Raw genomic sequence first — 20,946 nt, 5'->3', positions numbered from 1 at the left:
CGTGTCACCCCCTCAGCCATTGAAGGATACGAGCCGACACGTTCAATGCCCAGGCCGGCGCGTGGGCGCGACGCCATTCACCGGCCGTTGCCTTCGCCGCCTCCATCCAGCCCGGATAGGGGTGGATGGTTCGAAGGATCGCATTGAGGCCGAGGCCGTGCCGCATCGCGAGTGTGAATTCGCCGAGCATGTCGCCGGCGCGGGCACCGACGATCGTGGCGCCCAAAATCCGATCTTTGCCCGGTGTCGTCAGGACCTTGATGAAGCCCGCATTCGCCTCGTCGGCAATCGCCCGGTCGAGTTCGGCAAGGTCATATCGGGTCACTTCGTAAGCAACGCCTTTTTCTCGTGCTTCTACCTCGCTCAGCCCAACGCGAGCGATTTCCGGATCGGTGTAGATCACCGCCGGGAACGCCTTTGTGTGTGCTTTCCAGGTCTTGAGGTCTCCAAAGAGGGCGTTCATCGCAGCGAACCAGGCATAGTGGCCAGCGGCATGGGTGAACTGCAGCCGCCCGATGACGTCACCGGCTGCGTATATGGTGGGCAGGCGAGTCCTCAGACGGTCATCAACGATGAGGCGATCTTCCTCCAGGAGACCAAGCTCCTCGAGACCGAACCCTCGCGTACGCGGACGGCGGCCAACGGCGACAACAACACGATTGAAGCCGATTTCCTGACCGTTTGTGAGGTGTGCTTTCCGGGATTGGCCGTCCTGCACGAACGAACCAACGCTGGCACCGGTGATGATGGTGACATCGTCCGCCAAAAGAAGCCCTCTTATCGCTTCGCTGACATCCTCGTCCTCGCCGGCGAGCAATCGCGGCAAAGCTTCCACGATCGTTGTCTGGCATCCAAGCCGGGCGAAGCTTTGCGCGAGCTCGCAGCCGATCGCACCGCCGCCGACAATGAGCAGCCGATCTGGCCTCTCTCTCAGGCCCCACAACGTTTCAGAGGTCAGGGGCTCGACATCAGCAAGCCCAGGTATCGGCGGGATAGCAGGCTCGGCGCCGGTTGCAATCACCAGCCGTCGCGCCGTCATGCGGCGCCCATCGACCTCGACGGTCCAGGGGTCGGCGATCCTGGCGTGGCCCTTGACCACGTCGACGCCGAGATCGCGATATCGCTCGGCCGAGTCATGTGGCGCCACGCGTGCGATCACGCGCTCGATCCGGCGCATGATCGCCGGATAATCGGGTTCCAAATGCCCCTTGAGCCCCAGGCGCTCCGGATGCGCGCCTTCTTTTGAGAGCTTTGCGGACCGGATCAGCGCCTTCGAGGGGACGCAGCCGGTATTCAGGCAATCGCCGCCCATCTCGCCCTGTTCGATGAGTGCGACCCGGGCACGGGCGGTTGCGGCGATGTAAGCAGTCACGAGGCCAGCCGAACCGGCACCGACCACGATGAGGTTGTAGTCGAACCGGTCAGGCTGCCGCCAATTTCGCAGCGCATTGCGTCGGCTCCACCAGTTGCTCCCCACCTTGGCAACGAAGGGCAAGGCTGCCAGGGCCGCGAATGCGAGAATGATGCGCGGACTTAATATGTCGCCTGCGGTTTGGACCGAGGCGAGTTGTTTGCCCGCATTGACGTAGACGATTGTTCCGGGGAGCATCCCGAGCTGGCTCACCCAGGCGAAGGTGCGGACAGGCATGCGCGTCAGACCCATCGCTAGGTTGACGAGGAAGAAGGGGATGACCGGAATGAGACGCAAGGCAAACAGGTAGCGAGCGCCGTCCGCTGCTATGCCGCGATCGACCTTGGCAACGACGTCGGGGAAACGTCGCTCAATGGTGTCGCGAAGAAAATAGCGCGCGACGATCATGCCGATCGTCGCGCCGATGACACTGGCAAAGGAGACGAGCAGGGCTCCTGCCCAGAGACCGAACAAGCTGCCGCCGATGAGGGTAAGAACCGTTGCACCGGGCAGCGACAAGCCGGTTACGGCGACATAGACAACGGCGAACAGGAGCGCCGCAAGAGCCGGATGCAATCTGATCCAGTCCTTCGCGGCGACAAGCCGGGCCGTGATCTCCGCGAGATCAAGATGATCCTTGAGGAGCAGGCCCAGAATAATGATTGCCGCAAAAAGGAAAGCGGCGCCTAGAGTCTTGGTCGGGCGGCGAATTGCTCCGGTACGATCCATGTTTCAAACGGTGCTCCCTGGGTGGACGGCTGCCACCCACGGCGCCGAAATGATAACTCTTCTGTTTCTACTTCGCTTCCAAGGGTTCAAAAGTTACATCGGCCTCACCGCGCGCGGGATAATTGTTCTTCAACACGTAGTCGATCGCTCCGAGAATGTCCGCGAAATGCGGGCGTGCGAACGGCATGGTCTGAACGCTGCCGAAATAGAGCGTACCATCCGGCCGCACCAAGTAGATTGCCGGTTCGGCAAAGAGATCGGGCTCCTCAACCCCAATCGACGTCTTTCCATGGCCCCGGGAAATATAAAGCCCCCATTCGCGAGCGACCGCCAGGGGCAGCTCGTAACCGATGTGGAGTTGTGGCAGGTGCCAATCAAGACTTGTCTGGATCGCTCGTTCTTCGTTGTCAGTTGAGATTGCAACGACCGTGACGCCTCGACGCTCAAACTCACCAAGCTTCGCCTCGAGATCCTTGAGCTGTGTCTTGCAAATCGGGCAATGGAGCCCACGGTAGAAAACAATCAGCGAAAACGCTGCCGGCGCTTCCTTGCGGATGTCATAAATGCGGCCCCCGACGACTGGTACCCGCAGTTCGGGGACAGCCTGGCGCGGAAGAAGATGAGGAAAAGCAATGTTCATCGTACGGCTCCTTCGTTTCAACAGTCGTATTAGCAGTTTTAGATCATTCGATCTAAAACTGACGATGTCAGAGTTACTTGGCAAGCCGAGAGTCTTGTGATCGCGCCATTGTGATTGCCTGCCGCAGTGCCAATCAACCAAGGGTCGTAATTTCTGCGCCGCCACCGATGGATAAAAAGCCCGATCCCGCTGGTGAGACGTGATGTTTTGGTAGGTGCATATGCACGTTCGTCCCTAGATCTATCGGACCAGAGTTCAGCACGTCATTTTGCAATCACGACGAGATCCAGGGGACGCTCGATGCCGTTGATGCGGCGGTGTTTGCGAATTTCCCGCGACCGCGGTGCGGAATATCCTTGGGCAAGTGCCAGCTTGGAGGTTGCCAAGTCAGTCAGAGCAGTTACCTGCTCCACCCTTGTGTGTTTTTCGAGCTTGGCCGCCGTGTTCACCGCATCACCGATAACGGTGTATTCGAGGCGCGTCTCGTCCCCAATGGCGCCAAAAAGCACGTCGCCTGTCGCCAGCGAAACGCTTATGGCGGGCGCCGCCAAGCCGGCCGCTCGACGCTGCGATCGCCACTCGTTGAGGTCATAGACAATTACATCGATAGCTCGCAGCGCATCCGCCGCGTACGTCTCGCTACGAAGGACCGCCCCGAAGGTCGCCAGAATCCCATCACCTAAAAACTTGTCGATCGATCCGCGATGCGACTGCACCAACGGTATTACCCGCCTCTGATAGTCACCCAGAAGGCTCATCAGCTCCGCCGGCGGGAGTTGATGGGAAAGAGCTGTGAAGCCGCGTAGATCAATGAACACAGCTGCCGCCGGCCGAATTTCCGCCTGCCCGGGCTGGATCGACGTCTCGGCTCCACGGATCGTTTCCGCCACGTCAGCAGCGACGAAGCGAGAAAGCTCAGCTGCTGTTGCATGATCGATCGCAGCGCGCTCCAAGAGCCTACGCGCGCGCTGCAATACAACGGCGAGGACGATCGTCACCATTAGAATTGAAATGATCTTGTCGAACTCGGCCCCCAGCAGCACGGTCGGAGACGTCATGTACAGCACGTAGTCGTGGGTTATCGGACCTTTGCCTCCCTCGTTTGTGATCGCATACAACACAAGGAGCAACCAGCCGACAGCGCCTGCCGATCCCGCCAACAAGATCCAGCGCGCCTCAAAACGCAACGCCCGCAGAGTGATGAAGATGAAAATGTAAAGAAGCGTCGGTGCTTTAAGGTAAAAGGCCGGCGGCTGCCTATATTGAATGTGAAAGCTCCAGATCAGAAGCATCAGAACGGCGATGTCGACAATAATTGAAATCGCGACCAACCAGTCGCCGGATCGGCGCTCGTAGGCGAGCCAAAGCCGGACAGAAAGGAAGATCGCATAGAAAGCAAGTGTCCAGGGTACCGGCTCGAATGAGGCATCCGCTGGAAACGTCTTGCGCGAAACCGCGTATAGCAAGCCCCAAACGAGAATAATTGCCGCCTGGACCCAACCAATCAGAATTTCGCCGTTCTGCTGCTCCCGAGCGATGGCAGACTGAATTCTCGCGGAAACAAAACCAGGCGTCGCCGTTCCGATCAATGCATCAATGATCACCAACCAGCACCTCAATATCACCGAGCGCATCCGATGGTACATTCCACGCATGCTTGGACTCTCTCGTTGGTCACGCCGCCGATTACAGCGACCATATTGTAATTCGCTTCGATGGGGTCAAAAGTTACAGAGCCCCGTTGCGGAAGAGTGTCCGGGGTTACATCGCCTCCCCGCATGGATTCACGGCTCAGAATGAATCCGAGGCCAGTTTAGGCTGCGGCAGTCGAGAAACCGTTGCGTTTTGTATCAACCGATCTAAAACTATTGGATCACAATCTGGCCGGGACTGGAAAAATGAAGTGGGTCGGGAGAAAATCAGATGGCACGACCGCGAGCATTTGATCAGCCGACAGTGTTGGCTGCGGCAATGGACCAGTTCTGGCGTCGCGGCTATGAGGCGACATCTGTGCGGGATTTAGCGAGCGCGATGTCGATCACCGGCGCCAGCCTTTACAATTCTTTTGGCGACAAGCGTTCCCTGTTCAAGCGCTGTCTGGAAACTTACCTCGACACCTATGCGCGGCGACGGGTCGCGGAGCTTGATGCCAGCGATGACCCGATCAGCGGGATCCGAACGTTTTTCGACCGTCTCATAGAGGCTTCGCTAGAAGACCGTCGTGGCTGCCTTCTCGTCAATGCGGCGATGGAGGTGGCACCCTGGGATCCGGAACTTGCTGAGCTGATTGAGGAAAGCCTGCGCGAAATCGAGGACGGCTTCTATCGCGCGCTGGCACGCCTTCCTGCAAGCCCGAACCATCAGCAATCGAGAGACGCGCGCGCGACAGCCCGTCTGATCTTATCTGCCGTCATCACGCTTCGGGTCTTGGCGCGAGCGGGTGGAGATCAAGACCGGCTTCGCAGCATCGCCCGGTCGGCGGTCGCCATGGTTGAACGCTGGCAGGCCCCGTGAGCAAGCGCATCGTACTCGTAGGGGCGGGCCACGCCCATCTCCATATCTTGAAGAATATTGGCGCGCTCGTACGCTTAGGAGCTGAGGTCACCGTCGTCGCGCAGGACGACTTCTGGTACTCTGGCATGGCGACCGGAATGCTCGGCGGGCTTTTCCCGCCAGAAGCGGATCATGTCAACGTCAGTGCGCTGGTAAACGGCACTGGCGCAACGCTTCATCGTGGTACGATGATCGCACTCGACCGCAGTGCGCGAGAGGTGGTGCTCGAAGGAGGGCGACGGATCGGAGCCGACCTCCTCTCGCTCAATCTGGGAAGCGTGCCGCCGCCGTTGCCCGGGATGGGACAATCTGTCTACGCCGTGAAACCGGTTCGCTCCCTCGTTGAGCTTCGACAACGGATCGAGGAATATTGGCGCGGCGCCGACACCGATCCGCTTCGCGTCGCAGTGGTCGGCGGCGGCGTGACCGGCATCGAGATTGCCGCCAACCTTCGTGCCCTGTCCGACCGGCATGGGCACTGCATGGATATCACGGTCTACAGCCGTTCCGAGCCGCTAAGGCGCATTCCGCGCGGTGCCGCAGCGGCGCTCTTGCGTCACCTTCGTACGGCCAACATCGACGTCCGGTGGCCGGTCGCGGTCACTTCGATCAAGGAATGCGGCGTCTTGCTCGATGGTGGAACGCCCCAGGACTGCGATATCATCATCAATGCCACGGGCCTGATGCCCCCCGACCTTACGGCCAGGCTTGGCCTCCCAGTCGACGGTGACGGGGCATTGATCGTGGATCGCTTCCTTAGATCTGCTGGGGATACCTCTGTCTTTGCCGTCGGCGACTGCGTGGCATTTGACGGGCGTTCTCTGCCGCGTGCTGGTGTCTATGCCGTGCGGCAGGCGCCCATCCTGTTCGCCAATCTCGCCGCCGCCCTGTCGGGCACGCCGCCGATTCCATTTGTGCCGCAACGACGGTTCCTCGCCATTATCGGGCTCGGGCATAGATCGGCAGTGATGATCCGCGGCCCCGTATGGTTCAAAGGCCCACCTGCTCTTTGGCTCAAGCGCTGGATCGATCAGCGCTTCGTCGATGGCTACCGACCGGGTAGCAAAACTACCCATCATTCGGCACTGAACCAGATGTCGCCGTAATAGGTCTGTGCGCGTCCCTTGTGATCGTCGGCATCCGTCATAATTGCAACGGCGTCGATCTCCGTGATGTCTTCGCGGAATGCCCCCTTCAGGTCTTCTCTGAGGTTACGCTTATGGCGAACCCACGATCCGAGCCCTTGTGTGCCGCTGTCGGTCGCCATTAACAGAACCTGAGTGGTGTAGGGGCTCGGCCATTCACTTCCCACACGATGTCGACTGGCCCACACATAGTTGAGAGCGAGTGACCGCGTCCCAAGAAGGCCACGCTCGATCACCACATAGATGCGAGCCGGAAAGTCGTCCCCGGACTTCACATTCTCGTCAACGTCCGGAAAGATTTGCGTCACCTTCCACGACCAGTTCAAAAACGGCGTCTTGGTGAGATCGATCTTTATCTTTCTGTAGCGGCCCGAAGCCCCGGCGTCAGCCGTGGCGGCGAGGACAGTTGAACCCAAATCGGGATCCTTGACGAATTCATACTTGGTTTCGCCTTTGAATGAGCGGCTGCTCCAGCTTGACAGCGAACCTTGGGAAAAGCGGCCAACATGAATGTCGCCATTCGCCGATTGCGGCATGGCAGGGCTCACGAAAAAAAGGGAGAGAGCAACGCCCAAGCCTTTCAGGGCCTGAGCTAAGACGTCAGGCCGCTTCAGCCATTGGCCGCTCGATCCTTTAGTAGTTATATGGGAATCGGCGTCGGGAAAGCCGCATTGCTTCTTAAAGCCGTCGCTTGCGCAATGGCTCCCAAAAACTCGACAATGGCGCGCGAACATCTGAAACAAGCTCATAGTTTCCGATCATTGAAAGGATCCGTAACTGCGCCCCCAGAGGGCTTCGTCGCCGGCCTTATGGAAACGAGGGCATGATTTTTTAGATCATATGTTCTAATATGCACAATATTCTCTGCCCGAAGTTCGCGTGATTGTGTTCACCGAGGCGGGAAACTTGATCGGGTTCGACGTTAAGATCGGACCAAGGAGGGATGGAATGTTTCGAGCGCTTGTTGCCACGGCCGCGATGATCATCATGACAGTCGCTAACCAGGCTGCTCACGCCGAAAGCCCGGATTTAATCGTGAAGGAAAGCGCGGTCGATTTCGCAACAACGGTACGACATCTCCAGGCCGAGATTGAAAAGCGCGGTGCCAAAATCGTCGCTATTGTCGATCATGCCGCCGCCGCCAATGCAAGCGGGTTCAAATTGCGGCCGACGACAGTGCTCATCTTTGGCAATCCGATTCTTGGGACGCCGCTGATGGAAGGCCGGCAGACAGCGGGGCTTGATCTGCCTCTACGCGTCTTGGTCTGGCAAGATGCAAGCAACAAGGTGCAGATCGGGTATTGGCCGCCGTCGCGGATCGCTGACACTCACGGGATCGAGAACAAGCGGGACATCATGGACAAGATGACGACCGCCCTCAACGCAATCACCGATGCAGCTGCGAAGCGGTGATGTATCTTGAGTTGGGAGAGCCTCCCGCCTATGGCAGGATTTTCAGCCCATCGGATGGAGGAACAGAGGATTTCCGAGACGCTTGCGGGAGCGAGTCGTGCGGAATCGAAAGACTGCCCGGCCACTGATAATCGGCCATCTCGCTTATTTGTTTCCTGCCCCGCCCCCTATCGATCAAAAGCGTGTCGTGAGCTGCGTGAGCCACGCAGGAGAGACCTCCACCAAAAGAGGTTCCAGCCGCTTGTCGAGGCCAGTCAGGATCAGAAGTCCGATAACGAAGAGCAGACCACCGAGCACCGCCTTGCCGCCTTGACCTGCACGCAGCAACTTGTCCCGCCAGCGGATCATGACCTCCCGGGATGCGAGACCCAGGAGGAGCAGGGGGGGGGCGGCGGCCCCTATGCCGAAAGCGGTCATCACGCTCGCCACCTGCCCGAGATCTTTCCCCTGTGCCGCGAGAACCGAGGCAGCGCCACGCCTCGGGCCGACGCAGGGACCCCAGACTGCACCAAGCAAAAGGCCAAGAGCGAACTGGCCCTTCAGCCCCGTTGCGGCAAAACCGCCAAGGCGTCACCGACACTGCGTCCGCCTTTCCTAACGGGTCAGAACTTCGCGAATGGCTGAACTCAGAAGCGGTCACGGCAAGGAACGCGTAGCCGATTGGCCGAGGGCGGAGACGAAAGCGACGTGGACGGAATTCACACAGGACAAGGTGACATTTTTTTGCCGTCCGATGTAACGATCAGCGACCCGCGCGCGAAATACCTGCTGTGACACGGACTTCCCACCTCCTTCCCGGTCACCGCGCGGCCGGAACGTTTCTGGTTTCCGCGCGCAGGGCCACCAAACTTGAGGAACAATTTATGGGCACCAATCACGCTGCGCTCGGTAGAACACTTCGAAGCGTCCTTACTTGCATAAAGGAGTGTATTCGATGACAAGATCCGCGACTTTCGAGGGGCAGCGAGCGCAAATGCGCGATATCATGGGGCCGCTTGTCGACCTCTCGGCTCGAAACCGGAAAGATTACGTCGTCATCCGAAGTATCGCGCCATCGGGTACGGTCGTACCGCTTCATAGGCACGGCGACCGGGAAACGATGGTAATCGTCAAAGGAAGATTTACTGCATGGCTCGAAGGAAGCTGGCAGACGTATGGGCTGGGTGAAATTATAGAAGTTGCTCCGAACGAACCGCACGCAATGAGAAATGATGGCCCGGATGAGGTTTCGCTGGTACTGGTAACCACATCGCGCATGGCGAACTTCCTCGGAACGGTTAGTGCTTCTCAAGACAGCGCAGATGTCTCGCTGGACCGGCTCGCTCATTTCGTCCGAACCGCGGCCGTCTATGGTTTCCGGAATGGCAGTATCGAGGATCAGGCTGCGATCGGCATTGACCTGCCTGACGGCAAAAGCAATGCTTGACCTGGCAGGTCGGACCTGTCGCCATTGGACGAGAGCCGCTCTTCGACGAAACCTGCGTCGACAAGCCAGGGGCGTGGGCGCGCTTACGCCGACGATCTGCACCTGAGATCCAGACTTTCCCTGCAGCGTCGGCACAACACACCAGACGTGAAGACGCGGTCCCGCACGCTATTGCACATGTCTTGCGCAAACTGCTCGCCACTCATCAGGACTCTGACAGACTTCTCATTATAAGCACCGGTGATACCTTCATGCGCACATGCCCGCTCGCTGCTCTCCTCCTCATCGCCGTCATGCCTCTTACTGTTTCTTCCGCAATGCTCTGCGGAGCGCAGACTGCTTGTACGGTCAAGGACGGAAACTATCGGATCGAGTTGCCGCAAGATGGCGACATTCGCGGCGTCTTTGTCTATTTCCATGGTTTCAAAAGCTCCGCTAGGTTGCAGATGCAGCAACGCTCCCTGATCGAGATGACGCTCGCGCATCATCTGGCCTATGTAGCCGTCGATGGCATCGAGGGGAGGTGGTCTTTTCCACACGGCCCCAGCCAGGGTCGCGATGAAATGGCGTTCATCGCGAATGTCTTTGATGACCTGCGGCAACGCTACGGTTTTACCCCGGACCGGACGGTGATCGGTGGTTTTTCCATCGGCGCATCGATGGCTTGGTACACCGCCTGCCAGCAGGGGGAGAAAGCCGCGGCGATGGTGACTTTCTCCGGCGTGTTCTGGAATCCTCTTCCAAAACCGGATGACTGCGTCGCCGATCTTCCTCCAATGGTACATTTTCATGGGACCGCGGATCAGACATTTCCGCTCGCCGGTCGGGCGATTGGCACCAAATTCCATCAAGGCGATGCGCTCAAAAGCTTGGCCATTCTGCGTGAGCGCGCCAAATGCGACATGAAGGCTGCGAAGAAAGTCACGCTGGATAGCATCGAGTGCGACGATGTCCCGGACTGCATTCGGGGCGACAGTGTCATGTGCATCCATAACGACGGCCATGAGGCACGGGCCGATATGCTTGATGCTGGCCTGACAGCGGTGGGCTTTCCCAAATGAACCGGGCTGCAAAAAAACGAAGATCCTTTGTAACAACCGCCTGCATTCCCACGAATTAGCAGGCAGCAAGGTCGCGAAACCTGATCCGACGCGATGCTGACGGATCGTTCGAGGATTACAAAGGAACACCCTCATGCTGCAGTCAATTACATGTCCAAACATCGGCCATGCTATTGTTCATCATTTCGGAGAAGGCGCGGCCGTCTGGGGGCAGGCGATCACTCCGAGCATTGCTCATCTGGTTCAGGCGCATCGGGAGTTGGCGATCGATTATTCCCGGATACGCCCCGGGATTGTGTTCGAGACCGTGTCGAGTGTTGCGATGCTTCCCCATGTCATCGATGGATCCACGTTTCGCATACACGTCGAAAGCACGGCGTTTCGCCGCACCGTTGTCCGACGCGAAGCGGCGGTGGAAGCCTTCGTTCGCTGCGATACAGGCGCCGGTTGCACTCTCAAGCTTTGGGGCCGTGTCGCGACGGAAAGTCCATCGCAGCAGTCAGATCAACTGGCAGCTATCGACGATAGAACTGCCGCCACCGTACCTGTGATTTTCACCGTGACATTCTGGGAGATATCGCGCGCGCCGGACGCCCGCATGGAGCAGATGATCAAGGAAGTGTCCGAGAAGGACCGCAAAATCCGGGAGCTGGAATTGAAGGTGGCGCTCTCGATGTGTTCGCAATGAACTCATGTTCAGACAGACGCATGCGCAGCCGTAGAATTGATTGTTCCATACGAGGGAGTTTACCATGCAGAATTCAGACAGCCCGACGATAAAGAATGAGGCGGAATCAACCTGGATCCCCCGGGCAGAGCAGCCCGCGCCGCGCTGGCGTCAAATCGGACTGTGGAGCGTCAAGCTTCTCCTTGCTGCGGCCTTCATCGCCGCCGGCAGCGCCAACCTCTACGGCCTGCCGATGTTGGTTCAGAACTTCGAGCAGATCGGGCTCGGGCAGTGGTTTCGGTATTTCACCGGAACACTCGAGCTGATCGGCGCGGCCGCGCTATTCGTCCCGGCTGTGGCCTCGCTCGGTGCGCTTCTGCTCGCCGCGATCATGGTTGGCGCCACCTTGACCCATCTCTTCGTGCTGCCGGGCTCGCCCGTCCCCGCGATCGTGCTCTTCGCGCTGAGCGTGATGGTAGCCTGGGCGCATCGCGACCAGATCGTGGCGCTGGTCAGCAAGATCCTCGTCGACCGCGACTGAGGACACGAAAGTCGTCAACGCTCTCCCCTTCCGTTCCGAGGCTCATGTCATGTCACGGCTGATCATCGCCGCCCTGCTCTCTGGGAGATATCGCGCACGGCCGACGCCCGCATGGAGCAGATGATCAGGGAAGTGTCCGAGAAGGACCGCAAAATCCGGGAGCTGGAATTGAAGTGGCGCTCTCGATGTGTTCGCAATGAACTCATGTTCAGACAGACGCATACGCGGTCGTGAAGTCCCGAAATGTGATGCTCCAGTGCGGACAGACGTAACAGGAGTGTCGCTACCAAGTATCAAGGGAAAGACCAATGACCTTGACGACAGACTGTTATCAAACTGAGCAGCCAGCGTCGATCACTGTGTGAGCCGATGAATTGATTGTTCCACACGAGGGAGTTTAAGATGCAGAATTCAGACAGGCCGACGGTAAGAAGTGATGCGGAATCAACCTGGATTCCCCGGGCAGAGCCAACTGTCGAACATCCCCACATGACGGACGATTTCGCACGCGTCTACGAGATGACGGCGAACCGCAATACAGGCCAGATCGCCGCTGCCGCGCTGGATCGGGTCGGAGACATTCGATGGGGAACGCAGGTACTTGACATTGCAGCTGGGGCGGGAGCGCTGAGTGTGCCTGCGGCCCTGCGCGGCGCGGCGGTGCTCGCTGTCGACAATGCGCCGGGTATGGTGAATCTTCTGTCGCAACGGCTCGCTCCTTTCCCGGCAAGCGGCGCCCGGCTGATGGACGGGCAGAAGCTCGTCCTCGAAGATGAAGGCTTTGATGCGACCTTCTCGCTGATTGGCGCCAGCATCTTTCCTGACTGGCGGCGAGGGCTTGCGGAACAAGTTCGCGTGACCCGCGCGGGCGGTAAAGCATGCGTTGCGACGTGGCGCAAGCTGCCTGGCGGTGGCCCCTTCCTTGTTATGGCGGAAGCGCTTCGTGCCGTTTACCCGAATATGGCACCGCCGGCGCCACCCGAGGGGTTCACAACGCTTGCGGACCCGGACCGACTGCGCGCGGAGCTCAAGGGAGCAGGCCTCTCCGCGCTCGAGATTGAAGAGATCGAGGTCGTCTGGGAGGGGCCCGCTGGCCAGTCCTATCTTGACGACGTTCGAGAGTTGCACGGCTACATGGGTGCTTATGCCACGCTCGATGACAATGACCGTCGCCGGGTGGATGACGCGATCTTAACGGTGGTCGATCGGATTGCAACGGACAACCGGGTTGTGCTCCGCTCGACGGTGGTATTAGCCGTGGGAACGAGACGGTAATCACTCATTCCAATTTGTCGCAATGTTGTGCAGACTGTTTCAAAGCCCCCTGGCGCGTAAGGAATTGGCCCGTTGGACCAACTGCTTATGACATGGCTGTCTGTCCCGGATTGGCGACAGGTGTGTAATCGGTCCATCCCTCTCCACACAAAGGTGTGAACAGCCTGGATGTAACGTCTACGCATCCCGTGACGAAGAAGGCAGGTCGCTTTCGTTCAACAGAAGGATAACACCATGACGATCTCATTACGTCCCATTCTGCCGCTTGCGGCGGCACTTTCCTTCGCCTCTGTCGGCTATTCCGCGGAGATTTTTACGACGAATGGAGTGGCCATCAACGGCTATGATCCCGTCGCCTATTTCACCGACCATAAGCCGGTGAAAGGGTCGGACAAATACACGGCAACCTACCAAGGGGCGACGTTCCACTTTGCATCCGCCGCACATCGCGGTGCATTCGCCGCCAACCCGGGACATTTTGCTCCGCAGTATGGCGGTTATTGCGCCTTTGGAACGGCGCAAGGCCACAAGGCGTCGACCGAACCCCAAGCCTTTACCGTGGTCGATGGCAAGCTCTACCTCAACTACAATGACAGCGTCCTCAAGACGTGGAGGCAGGACGTCAGCGGGTATATCAAAAAGGCCGACGCAAACTGGGATAAGGTCAGGGCACAACCTGATCCGTAAGTCCCGATGCCAACATGAACCACCTACCCGCCCGGTTGCGGATAGGGACCTTTTCAGGTTGATGACGACGACGCCGGCCGCCCAGAGCGAAGGTGACGCCAGGCTCAACGAGATCGCGAATACAGTGCGTCAGAAGCGAGATGGCAATCAAGCGCTCGCCCTCAACTTTGTCGGCACGTCGCCCTGTCATCGGCAAGACGACCCATTCCGGCGTCCTTCGCAAAGACCTTTTTCGCGACACGATCAAGCGACAGTTTAAGTCCGGCGAGCAGCTTCGAGCATCGTGAGTTCGCGAAGGATGGCGTCCTTATCCTGATCGACATGCGGCGGCGCCCGATCGAAACGAACCGGAGTTGCGGACATTTTGAGTGGGTTGCCGAGCAGGTGGACGGTTTGTCCGTCCACTGTTTCCATGGGCATGATCATTTCACGCGCCAAGGTATGCGGATTGGTCACGACCTGATCGATCGTGGCGACCCGGCCCGCAGGGATTTCGGCATGGACAAGGCGCTGCTCCCAGTTTTCGGCGGTGTCGGCTTGTAGAGCCTCGGTCACAAGCCGGTCCAGTGCATCGACATTAACAACGCGATCACGGTTGCGGCGAAACCGCTCGTCGCCCGCCAGATCGGGACAGCCGATCGCCGTACAGAAGCGGGCGAACTGCTGATCGTTTCCGACTGCGATGGCGATTTCACCAGCAGCCGTTGTAAAGGTCTGGTAGGGAGCGATGTTGGGATGCCGGTTGCCGATCCGACTTGGCACCTTTCCCGAAACCAGATGGTTCGTCGCGGCATTGATAAGCCAGGCAACTTGCGTGTCATAAAGCGCCAGATCGATATACTGGCCTTCGCCCGTGCGGTCGCGATGGCGCAGAGCGGCGAGGATGCCGACGGTCGCATACATGCCGCACATCACGTCGGCGATGCCAAGGCCGACCTTGAGGGGCCGGCCACCGGCCGCATTGCTTTCGCCGGTGATGCTCATGATGCCGCCCATCGCCTGGACGAGAAAATCATAGCCGGTTCGCTCGGCATAGGGTCCGGTTTGACCGAAACCGGATATCGCACACCAGACGATATCCGGCTTGATCTTGCGAATATCCTCATAGCCGAGTCCGCGCCGGTAGAGATCGCCCGGCTTGTAGTTTTCGATCACCACGTCCGAGACAGCCGCCAGCCGCTCGACAAGTGCAACACCTTCATCGCTGGCGAGATCGATGGCTATTGATCGCTTGTTGCGGTTGGCTGACAGGAAATACGCGCTGAGATCACTGTCGCCACCGTCGGCATCCGGCACAAAGGGCGGCCCCCAACTGCGGGTGTCGTCGCCAGTATCAGGCCGCTCGACCTTGACGACGTCGGCACCGAGATCGGCGAGCAGCTGCGTGCAGGTTGGTCCAGCGAGAATCCGCGACAGGTCGAGAATGCGCAGACCTTCGAGGCTGGCGGGTTTTTGATGGTCAGACATTAGGGATTCTCACGATTTCCAGGGGGAACTCTTGAACCAGCGTACGAGATAGGCGGTTCCTACGAGCACGCCGAAGCCAATCAGGTTTCCAATTGCCTCTGCAGAAGTGGTGCGACCGGCATGATCAAGCGCAATACCGATCGGCTGGGCAATCACAATACCGGTGATGAAGACGGCGAGCGATTGCTGACCAACTACCGTCAGAACGCGCACGGCAGGGCCGCGCAGCCGCGAGCCTTTCTTACCGACGAGATGTACGGCGATATAGCAGAGCGCCATGAAATGAACGAAGCGCAGCAGGCCGAAGTCGGTCTTGTCGGTGAGGGGGAAAAGCTTGGTAGCGGCCATTTGGAAGGCTGGATGCGCATCGTGGAACCGTACCCAGGCAAACGGCACGGTCAGGATCACGACGGCAACCGCAAGGGCCATCAACCTGCGGTCGAAGCCGGGGGCAGGAAGGCCGCCGCGCATCAGGAAGAAACCGGTGAAGAACAGCAACTGCCATCCGAAGGGGTTAAAGAACCATCGGCGATCCGACCAGGGCTCCGCCGGCAGCCCGGTCAGGTCGAACTGGGTCGCCAGCCACAAGGCAACCATCATGGCGAATGGCAGAAAGCGATGGACCTTTGATGCAAGGATCATTCCCGGCATCAACGCCAGAATGACGATGTACATCGGCAGAATGTCGAAATAGTTCGGCACATAACGCAGCGTCAGCAGGCCGACGAGAAGATTGCCCGGGTCCTTCATGAAAGGTACGAGGTTAAGACTATCGACATAGGTGACACCGTCATAGCGGGTTCCGGCGACAACCATGATGGCAGCAACGACGACAAAGACCGCAATGTGGGCCCAAAAAATCTGCCAGACACGTTGAGCGACGCGGGCAATGAGCGCAACCGCACCGCTGCGATCGAAGGTCGAGCCGAAGGCGATGGCCGAGGCCATTCCCGACTGGAAGACGAACATTTCCGTGGCGTCGGAAAAACCGAAGCGCGCCGGAATCCACAATGCCCACCCGTTGTTTGGGATATGGGCCAAAAGGATAATCAGCATGCCGACACCACGGAAAAAGTCGAGCCGCGGATCACGGGGGCGCTTGACCTTCTGGGGGGCTGAACCTGTCGCCTGGGTGGGTTCAGAAGGCGCCGTCGTAGGCGGTTGCATCGAATTTGCAGGCGATGAGGGTAAAGCCTTCGCGCTCGCGGGCTGCCTCAAGCTCGTTACGGAAGTCATCACAATTCTCCACATTGAAACCATAACCGCCGAAACCTCGCGCGACGGCGGCAAAGTCAGTTTCGCCGAGCGTGACGCCGGCCGATTTCAGACCGGCGGATGCCTGCTTCAGGGCAATCAGCGCCAGGCTGCGATCCTGAAAAAGCACGATGGTGATAGGCAGATTAAGATCGCGTAACGTAGCTAGCTCGCCGATTCCCATCTCAAGACCGCCGTCGCCCATCACGGCGAAAACCGGACGCGATGGATCGGCGACCTTGGCACCGATCGCAAGCGGCAAGGCCGCGTTCATGGTGCAAAAGCCCGCCGATTGCAGCAATGACATCGACCGCGGCGCAATCCACTTCTGCGACAGGAGAATCCGATGCGCCCCGCTGTCGACGGTGACGATCGATTCCTGACCGGCAGCTGCATTGAGCGCTTCGATAATTGCATGCGGTCCCCAGCTGCCATTGCTTGCGAATAAACGGGCAAGTTCGTTTTTCACGGCGGCGGGTTCGCCAGTCGTCCAGGTCTTGTGCCCCGCGTGAATATCGGCCAGCGCCAGTAGGTAGGGTCGAGGTGCAGTCTGGATTCTGGTTCCGGCATGATGCATGCCGTGGTCCGGGGCAATATCGGAAATCTCCACAAGCTTTGCTGGATCTCCGACGAAATCCAGCCAGCCGAGCCGCATTTCGATTGGGTCATATCCAATCAACAGGACCATATCCGAATCCCGGACCAGGTTCAGTAGAATTTGATCCGCCAGCGGTGACAATCCGGCGGCGCCAAGCGACAGCGGGTGGTTCTCGGGGATGATGCCCTTGGCCTTATAGGTTGTGATAACCGGTGCGCCAATTTTTTCGACCAAGTGCTGGAGTGCCGGACCGGCATGATCTCGCACCGCGTCAAGACCAGCGATAAAAAGTGGTCGTTGCGCCCGGCCAATCCTTTCGGAAAGTGTGTGAACGGCTGGATCCGTCACTGTTACCGAGGGCTTCAGAAGCTTCGGAGGCGAAATGACATTCAAGGTTGGCGAGACCGCGGCAGCCATCGCCGGAGACAGGTCAAGATGGACGGGACCCATCGGCTCCGTCGTGGCAAGCGCGAGTGCACGAGCGACCGTGGAAGCAGCGCTCTCAGGCTCAATCTCGAAAGAAGCCTTGACCAGCGGTCGCAGCAACTGTGCATGGTCGATCACCTGATGGGTGTAACGCGCGCGGGTCGGACGGTCGACAATGCCGGATATGACGATCAAAGGGACGCGCTCCTGGGCAGCGTCGGCGATGCCGTTTACCGCATTGGCAAGGCCCGGGCCAACCGTCGTCACTAGAAGTTCCGGGTTTTGCGTCATCGCGCAAGCGCCTGCCGCCATGATCGCCGCCGCGGTTTCATGGCGTGCAAGGTGAAAGGCGATGCCTGAGGCCTCCAGGCCGTCTATCAGCGTGACTACTTCTCCGCCCGGCATGCCAAAGGCATGACGGACGCCATGGGCATGAAGCGTCCTGGCGACGATGTCGGCAACTCTCGGCGTTACGAAGCTTTCAGCGGTCACTATAAATCTCTCGAATTTGGTCAACTGAATTGTGTTCAGTGTTAGACTTGGTGATGAAAACCAATATGTTGAGAGGCCTGCCCGCTGGTTGGCGGAACCGGGCAGGCCTAGTCCCAACAGGTCTAGCGTTCCATGCGGCGGACGACGAACGCGACAACCGTACCAAACAGCATGTGGCCGATCAGCGACGCCCAGGTGAGTGTAACAAAACCGAGAAATGCCGGTTGGCCGCCAAACAGGTGTGCCATGACGTAAAGGGCGAAGATCCAAAGACCGATGCCGAAGCCGATACCTGTCAACAGTAATGGCAGTTTGGGGACGATCAGCCGCTGCAACGGCCGGGCGATGAACAGGTAGCCGATCGGATAAAAAACGACACCGACGATCGCGTGGATCATTTCGGCCAGCAACAAATTGTTGAAACCAAACACCGATTGAACAAGAGCAGCCGGCTCCAGCGGTCCGCCAACCCACAACGGCGTGATCAGCCGTGCCCAGATTTCCCAGGTAATATTGGCGGCAAGTCCGGAAAGAATAATCGTCCGGCCGAGGCTCGGTTGAATTTCAGGGAAGACGCTTGTCTTTTGCGTTTCCATCATGGACATCGTGTTTTTCCTTTCTTTGAAGTGAGATCAGGCAGACAAACTCATGCCAACCGAATGTTCGATGGATTTGAACAGTCGGTCGTCGGCCTTCAGCCGCTGGCGAATCTGGCCGATACGCGAAACACCGACATTATTGCCGTCGGTCGCCATCGCCCTGGCGAGCGCGAGGACGAAAAAGTCGCGCTGTGCGTTGCTGCCGCCGATCTTTGGCAGGTTCGCCACCATGCGTTCGAGCATGTGGCGGTCCGCCGGAGCATCGAGACCCGTGAGAACGCGCGCCATCGGTACACCGATCTCGGCGGCGACGCGGCCCTGGTCATCCATGCCAAGCGCCTTGGCTTCTATATGCGATACAAGCTCCACAGCTCCATCGCGGTCGCCAACGGCAACCATGGCGGCAAGATTATGCAGAGCTGCAAAAATCAAGGTCGTGTCCGCCTTTCGACGATGGGCTATTTCTGCCAGATCGGTCCAGCGATCACCGACATGAGCTCCCGATTGCTCCATCCGCCACAGGAGCGAGACAGCATTCGCCATGTCTCGGAAATCGTCGGTTTGCTGTGGGCGAACGTCGTCGTCGTAGATCTGCAGCACCCGATCATGATCGCCGCGTTCCAGGTGTAGCAGACCGAGATGCCAAGCCATATGAAAGGAGAAATTGTTGCAGCGCGACCAGGCCTTGCGGTTCGCCTCGAGCCAATCAATGCCTTCTTCCGTATCGCCCCGCATCTCGAAGACATGCGAGACGGCGTGAAGGCCCCAGGAATCATCGGGCTGCAGAGCAACCGCAAGCTGCCCCGCGGCAAGCGCCTCGGCATACCGACCATGCTCTTCAAGCGAAAACGCGTGGCAACCAAGAATAAAGCCCTTCGCCGTCGTGCTGGTGTCAAGGCGGGCGACTGCACGCGTGCTGGCCCGTAGCATCCCGCGGGCATCGCCAAGCATGAAACGCAGAGCCTGCGAAATCTTAAAAGGCAAGAACGTCACCGACCGATCCTCGAAACCGTCGTCGAGAATATCCGTCGCACGCGAAAACGAGCCTTCGACGGCGGCCTCCAGTGCTTTCACAAGGGTGCGCTCGTCACCGGTTCCTCCGCCTCTGACCATCAGCGCTGCCTGCGCATCAACAAGTGCCTTGGTAGCCGGTTCGTCGAGCTCCGACCGCGCCAATATCAGATTTGCAAAGCCCTTCAGCGCATGGCCGGCAACATGATGGGGGTCGGCTGCCAAAGTTGACTGGATGGCCACACCAGTACTTGGCCGATGCGCCGCCAGACCAAATACGGCATTCTCGAATGCCCGTTGTGCCTCGTTGCTGTCAGTGCTGGTCATGAGACCGTAAGCATCGCGCTTCATTCGTTTGCTCCTTCAGGAGGACGCCGATCAGAACCCTCGAGATCCCATCACCCTTCGTCCGACAGAGACCTTTACGGTCGCGTCAGGTGGTTCGTTACAGCCGGTCCTGAAATTTTTCGCAGCCGCATCGATATTTCTGGGCGTCGCCGAGCGGGCGGGAATTTTCCTAAAAACACATGTAACAAAACCATGTGCTGCCGCGAATTACGGGGGCAGGCCTTTGCAGGCGGCCACAACTCGAAAGGGCGGGACCATCATGAGTGAAGCAACAGGAACAAGCCCCGTTGTCATGGTTACGGGCGCAGCAGGAAACCTTGGAAGCGCCGTCGTCAGGGAGCTTGCGGCGAACGGTACGCGGCTCGTCTGCGTTGAGCATAATTCGGAAGCCTTGGAAAAATTGGCAGATAGCCTGCCCGAGAGTAGCGAAATCCTACTGATCGGCGGCATGGATCTCGCCGATTTGACGTCATGCCAGGAGGCGGTCGAAAAAACGCTCGCGAGATTTGGCCGGCTCGACGCGCTCGCCAATACCGTCGGCGGCTTCCAGACAGGACCGGTCGATGAGACGGGTGTGCACCAGTGGGATCAGTTGTTTCACATGAATGCCAGAACGGCTTATGCAATTAGTGCGGCGGTCCTGAAACCGATGCAGCAGGCAGGTTACGGCCGCATCGTCCATGTCGCGGCAGCGCCGGGACTAAAGGCCGGCGCCAATCAAGCCGCCTATGCAGCATCGAAAGGGGCGGTGATACGGCTTACGGAAGCCATCGCCGCGGAAAACCGCGACAAGCGCATTACCGCCAACTGTATTTTGCCGGGCACGATCGACACGCCGCAAAACCGGTCGGCGATGCCGAATGCGAAGACGAACAGCTGGGTTCAGCCAACGGATATCGCCAAGCTCATAGGGTTCCTCATTTCGCCTGCAGGAGGCATCGTCACTGGTGCGGCCATACCGGCGACCGGCCGCATCTGAGGGGCCCATGGTTTCGATGTCCGATCCCGTCTCCGCAGGATTGATGCTTTGGGCCGGCATCGGTCTTGCCGTCGCCGTCGCCTTTCTGCTGTTCGGATTCGACAAGGTCGATCCGGGAGCACGTGACGCCTATGCGGTTCGGCCGCTCCTTATCCCTGGGCTCGTTCTCCTCTGGCCGCTGGTCGTCTGGCGGTGGGCCAATCTTTCCAGGGGAGAACGCTAGC

20 protein-coding genes and 1 pseudogene are annotated in these 20,946 nt (G+C 58.9%); 11 read left to right on the top strand and 10 right to left on the bottom strand.

Annotation, left to right across the window (positions count from 1 at the left end; genetic code table 11):
• Positions 1-4 precede the first annotated feature (4 nt).
• From N2599_RS29340 to N2599_RS29330, 3 genes are all read right to left on the bottom strand, one after another.
• The gene (locus N2599_RS29340) at positions 5-2,140 is read right to left on the bottom strand and encodes a dihydrolipoyl dehydrogenase family protein (RefSeq protein ID WP_051336753.1); all 2,136 of its coding nucleotides are present in this window, start codon (positions 2,138-2,140) and stop codon (positions 5-7) included.
• A 67-nt stretch (positions 2,141-2,207) separates the two neighbouring features.
• Positions 2,208-2,780: a peroxiredoxin-like family protein gene (locus N2599_RS29335; protein ID WP_027512761.1), complete on the bottom strand. Its 573-nt coding sequence runs from the start codon at positions 2,778-2,780 to the stop codon at positions 2,208-2,210.
• A gap of 263 nt (positions 2,781-3,043) precedes the next feature.
• Complete coding sequence (locus N2599_RS29330; RefSeq protein WP_209444084.1) at positions 3,044-4,384, bottom strand: adenylate/guanylate cyclase domain-containing protein; 1,341 nt, start codon at positions 4,382-4,384, stop codon at positions 3,044-3,046.
• Positions 4,385-4,703: 319 nt separating this feature from the next.
• On the opposite strand from N2599_RS29330, the gene N2599_RS29325 reads away from it, so the two are divergent.
• Entirely contained in the window at positions 4,704-5,294 is a 591-nt protein-coding gene (locus N2599_RS29325; protein WP_027512763.1) for a TetR/AcrR family transcriptional regulator, read from the top strand.
• Positions 5,291-6,439, top strand: coding sequence for an NAD(P)/FAD-dependent oxidoreductase (locus N2599_RS29320; RefSeq protein WP_051336755.1), 1,149 nt, complete (start codon positions 5,291-5,293; stop codon positions 6,437-6,439). The genes N2599_RS29325 and N2599_RS29320 overlap by 4 nt, the downstream gene beginning before the upstream one ends.
• On the opposite strand, the gene N2599_RS29315 is transcribed toward N2599_RS29320, so the two are convergent.
• Positions 6,409-7,227 carry a DUF3047 domain-containing protein gene (locus N2599_RS29315; protein WP_084606618.1) on the bottom strand — a complete coding sequence of 273 codons (819 nt, stop codon included), beginning with the start codon at positions 7,225-7,227 and terminating at the stop codon, positions 6,409-6,411. The two genes, N2599_RS29320 and N2599_RS29315, sit on opposite strands and share 31 nt — an antisense overlap.
• A gap of 199 nt (positions 7,228-7,426) precedes the next feature.
• Between N2599_RS29315 and N2599_RS29310 the strand changes: the two genes are divergently transcribed.
• Complete coding sequence (locus N2599_RS29310) at positions 7,427-7,891, top strand: DUF302 domain-containing protein (protein WP_027512765.1); 465 nt, start codon at positions 7,427-7,429, stop codon at positions 7,889-7,891.
• Positions 7,892-8,065: 174 nt separating this feature from the next.
• Here N2599_RS29310 and N2599_RS29305 read toward each other — a convergent pair.
• Positions 8,066-8,461: pseudogene (locus tag N2599_RS29305) on the bottom strand (cytochrome c biogenesis protein CcdA); the annotation flags it as partial.
• 529 nt (positions 8,462-8,990) lie between these two features.
• Here N2599_RS29305 and N2599_RS29300 point away from each other — a divergent pair.
• From N2599_RS29300 to N2599_RS29275, 6 genes are all read left to right on the top strand, one after another.
• Complete coding sequence (locus tag N2599_RS29300) at positions 8,991-9,317, top strand: cupin domain-containing protein (protein WP_245209303.1); 327 nt, start codon at positions 8,991-8,993, stop codon at positions 9,315-9,317.
• Positions 9,314-10,378: a CE1 family esterase gene (locus N2599_RS29295; RefSeq protein ID WP_245209304.1), complete on the top strand. Its 1,065-nt coding sequence runs from the start codon at positions 9,314-9,316 to the stop codon at positions 10,376-10,378. The genes N2599_RS29300 and N2599_RS29295 overlap by 4 nt, the downstream gene beginning before the upstream one ends.
• A gap of 133 nt (positions 10,379-10,511) precedes the next feature.
• Positions 10,512-11,066: a hypothetical protein gene (locus N2599_RS29290; protein ID WP_027512768.1), complete on the top strand. Its 555-nt coding sequence runs from the start codon at positions 10,512-10,514 to the stop codon at positions 11,064-11,066.
• Positions 11,067-11,130: 64 nt separating this feature from the next.
• Positions 11,131-11,586, top strand: a complete 456-nt coding sequence (locus tag N2599_RS29285; RefSeq protein WP_051336756.1) for a DoxX family protein — start codon at positions 11,131-11,133, stop codon at positions 11,584-11,586.
• A 489-nt stretch (positions 11,587-12,075) separates the two neighbouring features.
• Positions 12,076-12,861 carry a class I SAM-dependent methyltransferase gene (locus N2599_RS29280; RefSeq protein WP_037143325.1) on the top strand — a complete coding sequence of 262 codons (786 nt, stop codon included), beginning with the start codon at positions 12,076-12,078 and terminating at the stop codon, positions 12,859-12,861.
• A 234-nt stretch (positions 12,862-13,095) separates the two neighbouring features.
• On the top strand, positions 13,096-13,548 hold the full coding sequence (locus N2599_RS29275; protein ID WP_027512770.1) for a YHS domain-containing (seleno)protein: 453 nt from the start codon (positions 13,096-13,098) through the stop codon (positions 13,546-13,548).
• Between the two features lie 255 nt (positions 13,549-13,803).
• Here N2599_RS29275 and N2599_RS29270 read toward each other — a convergent pair whose 3' ends face one another.
• The 5 genes from N2599_RS29270 to N2599_RS29250 form a co-directional block, all read right to left on the bottom strand.
• A complete protein-coding gene (locus tag N2599_RS29270; RefSeq protein ID WP_027512771.1) occupies positions 13,804-15,015 on the bottom strand; it encodes a CaiB/BaiF CoA transferase family protein in 1,212 nt (403 codons plus the stop codon).
• 9 nt (positions 15,016-15,024) lie between these two features.
• Entirely contained in the window at positions 15,025-16,182 is a 1,158-nt protein-coding gene (locus tag N2599_RS29265) for an OpgC family protein (RefSeq protein WP_027512772.1), read from the bottom strand.
• On the bottom strand, positions 16,154-17,785 hold the full coding sequence (locus N2599_RS29260) for a thiamine pyrophosphate-binding protein (protein ID WP_027512773.1): 1,632 nt from the start codon (positions 17,783-17,785) through the stop codon (positions 16,154-16,156). The genes N2599_RS29265 and N2599_RS29260 overlap by 29 nt, the downstream gene beginning before the upstream one ends.
• Before the next feature lie 122 nt (positions 17,786-17,907).
• The gene (locus N2599_RS29255; RefSeq protein WP_027512774.1) at positions 17,908-18,390 is read right to left on the bottom strand and encodes a hypothetical protein; all 483 of its coding nucleotides are present in this window, start codon (positions 18,388-18,390) and stop codon (positions 17,908-17,910) included.
• A 27-nt stretch (positions 18,391-18,417) separates the two neighbouring features.
• Positions 18,418-19,746: a tetratricopeptide repeat protein gene (locus N2599_RS29250; protein WP_027512775.1), complete on the bottom strand. Its 1,329-nt coding sequence runs from the start codon at positions 19,744-19,746 to the stop codon at positions 18,418-18,420.
• 256 nt (positions 19,747-20,002) lie between these two features.
• Between N2599_RS29250 and N2599_RS29245 the strand changes: the two genes are divergently transcribed.
• A complete protein-coding gene (locus N2599_RS29245; protein WP_037143328.1) occupies positions 20,003-20,722 on the top strand; it encodes an SDR family NAD(P)-dependent oxidoreductase in 720 nt (239 codons plus the stop codon).
• 7 nt (positions 20,723-20,729) lie between these two features.
• Positions 20,730-20,945, top strand: coding sequence for a hypothetical protein (locus N2599_RS29240; protein ID WP_027512777.1), 216 nt, complete (start codon positions 20,730-20,732; stop codon positions 20,943-20,945).
• Position 20,946 lies beyond the last annotated feature (1 nt).

Source organism: Rhizobium sullae (assembly GCF_025200715.1).
Classification (GTDB): domain Bacteria; phylum Pseudomonadota; class Alphaproteobacteria; order Rhizobiales; family Rhizobiaceae; genus Rhizobium; species Rhizobium sullae.
This window is presented reverse-complemented; position numbering and strand designations above follow the sequence as displayed.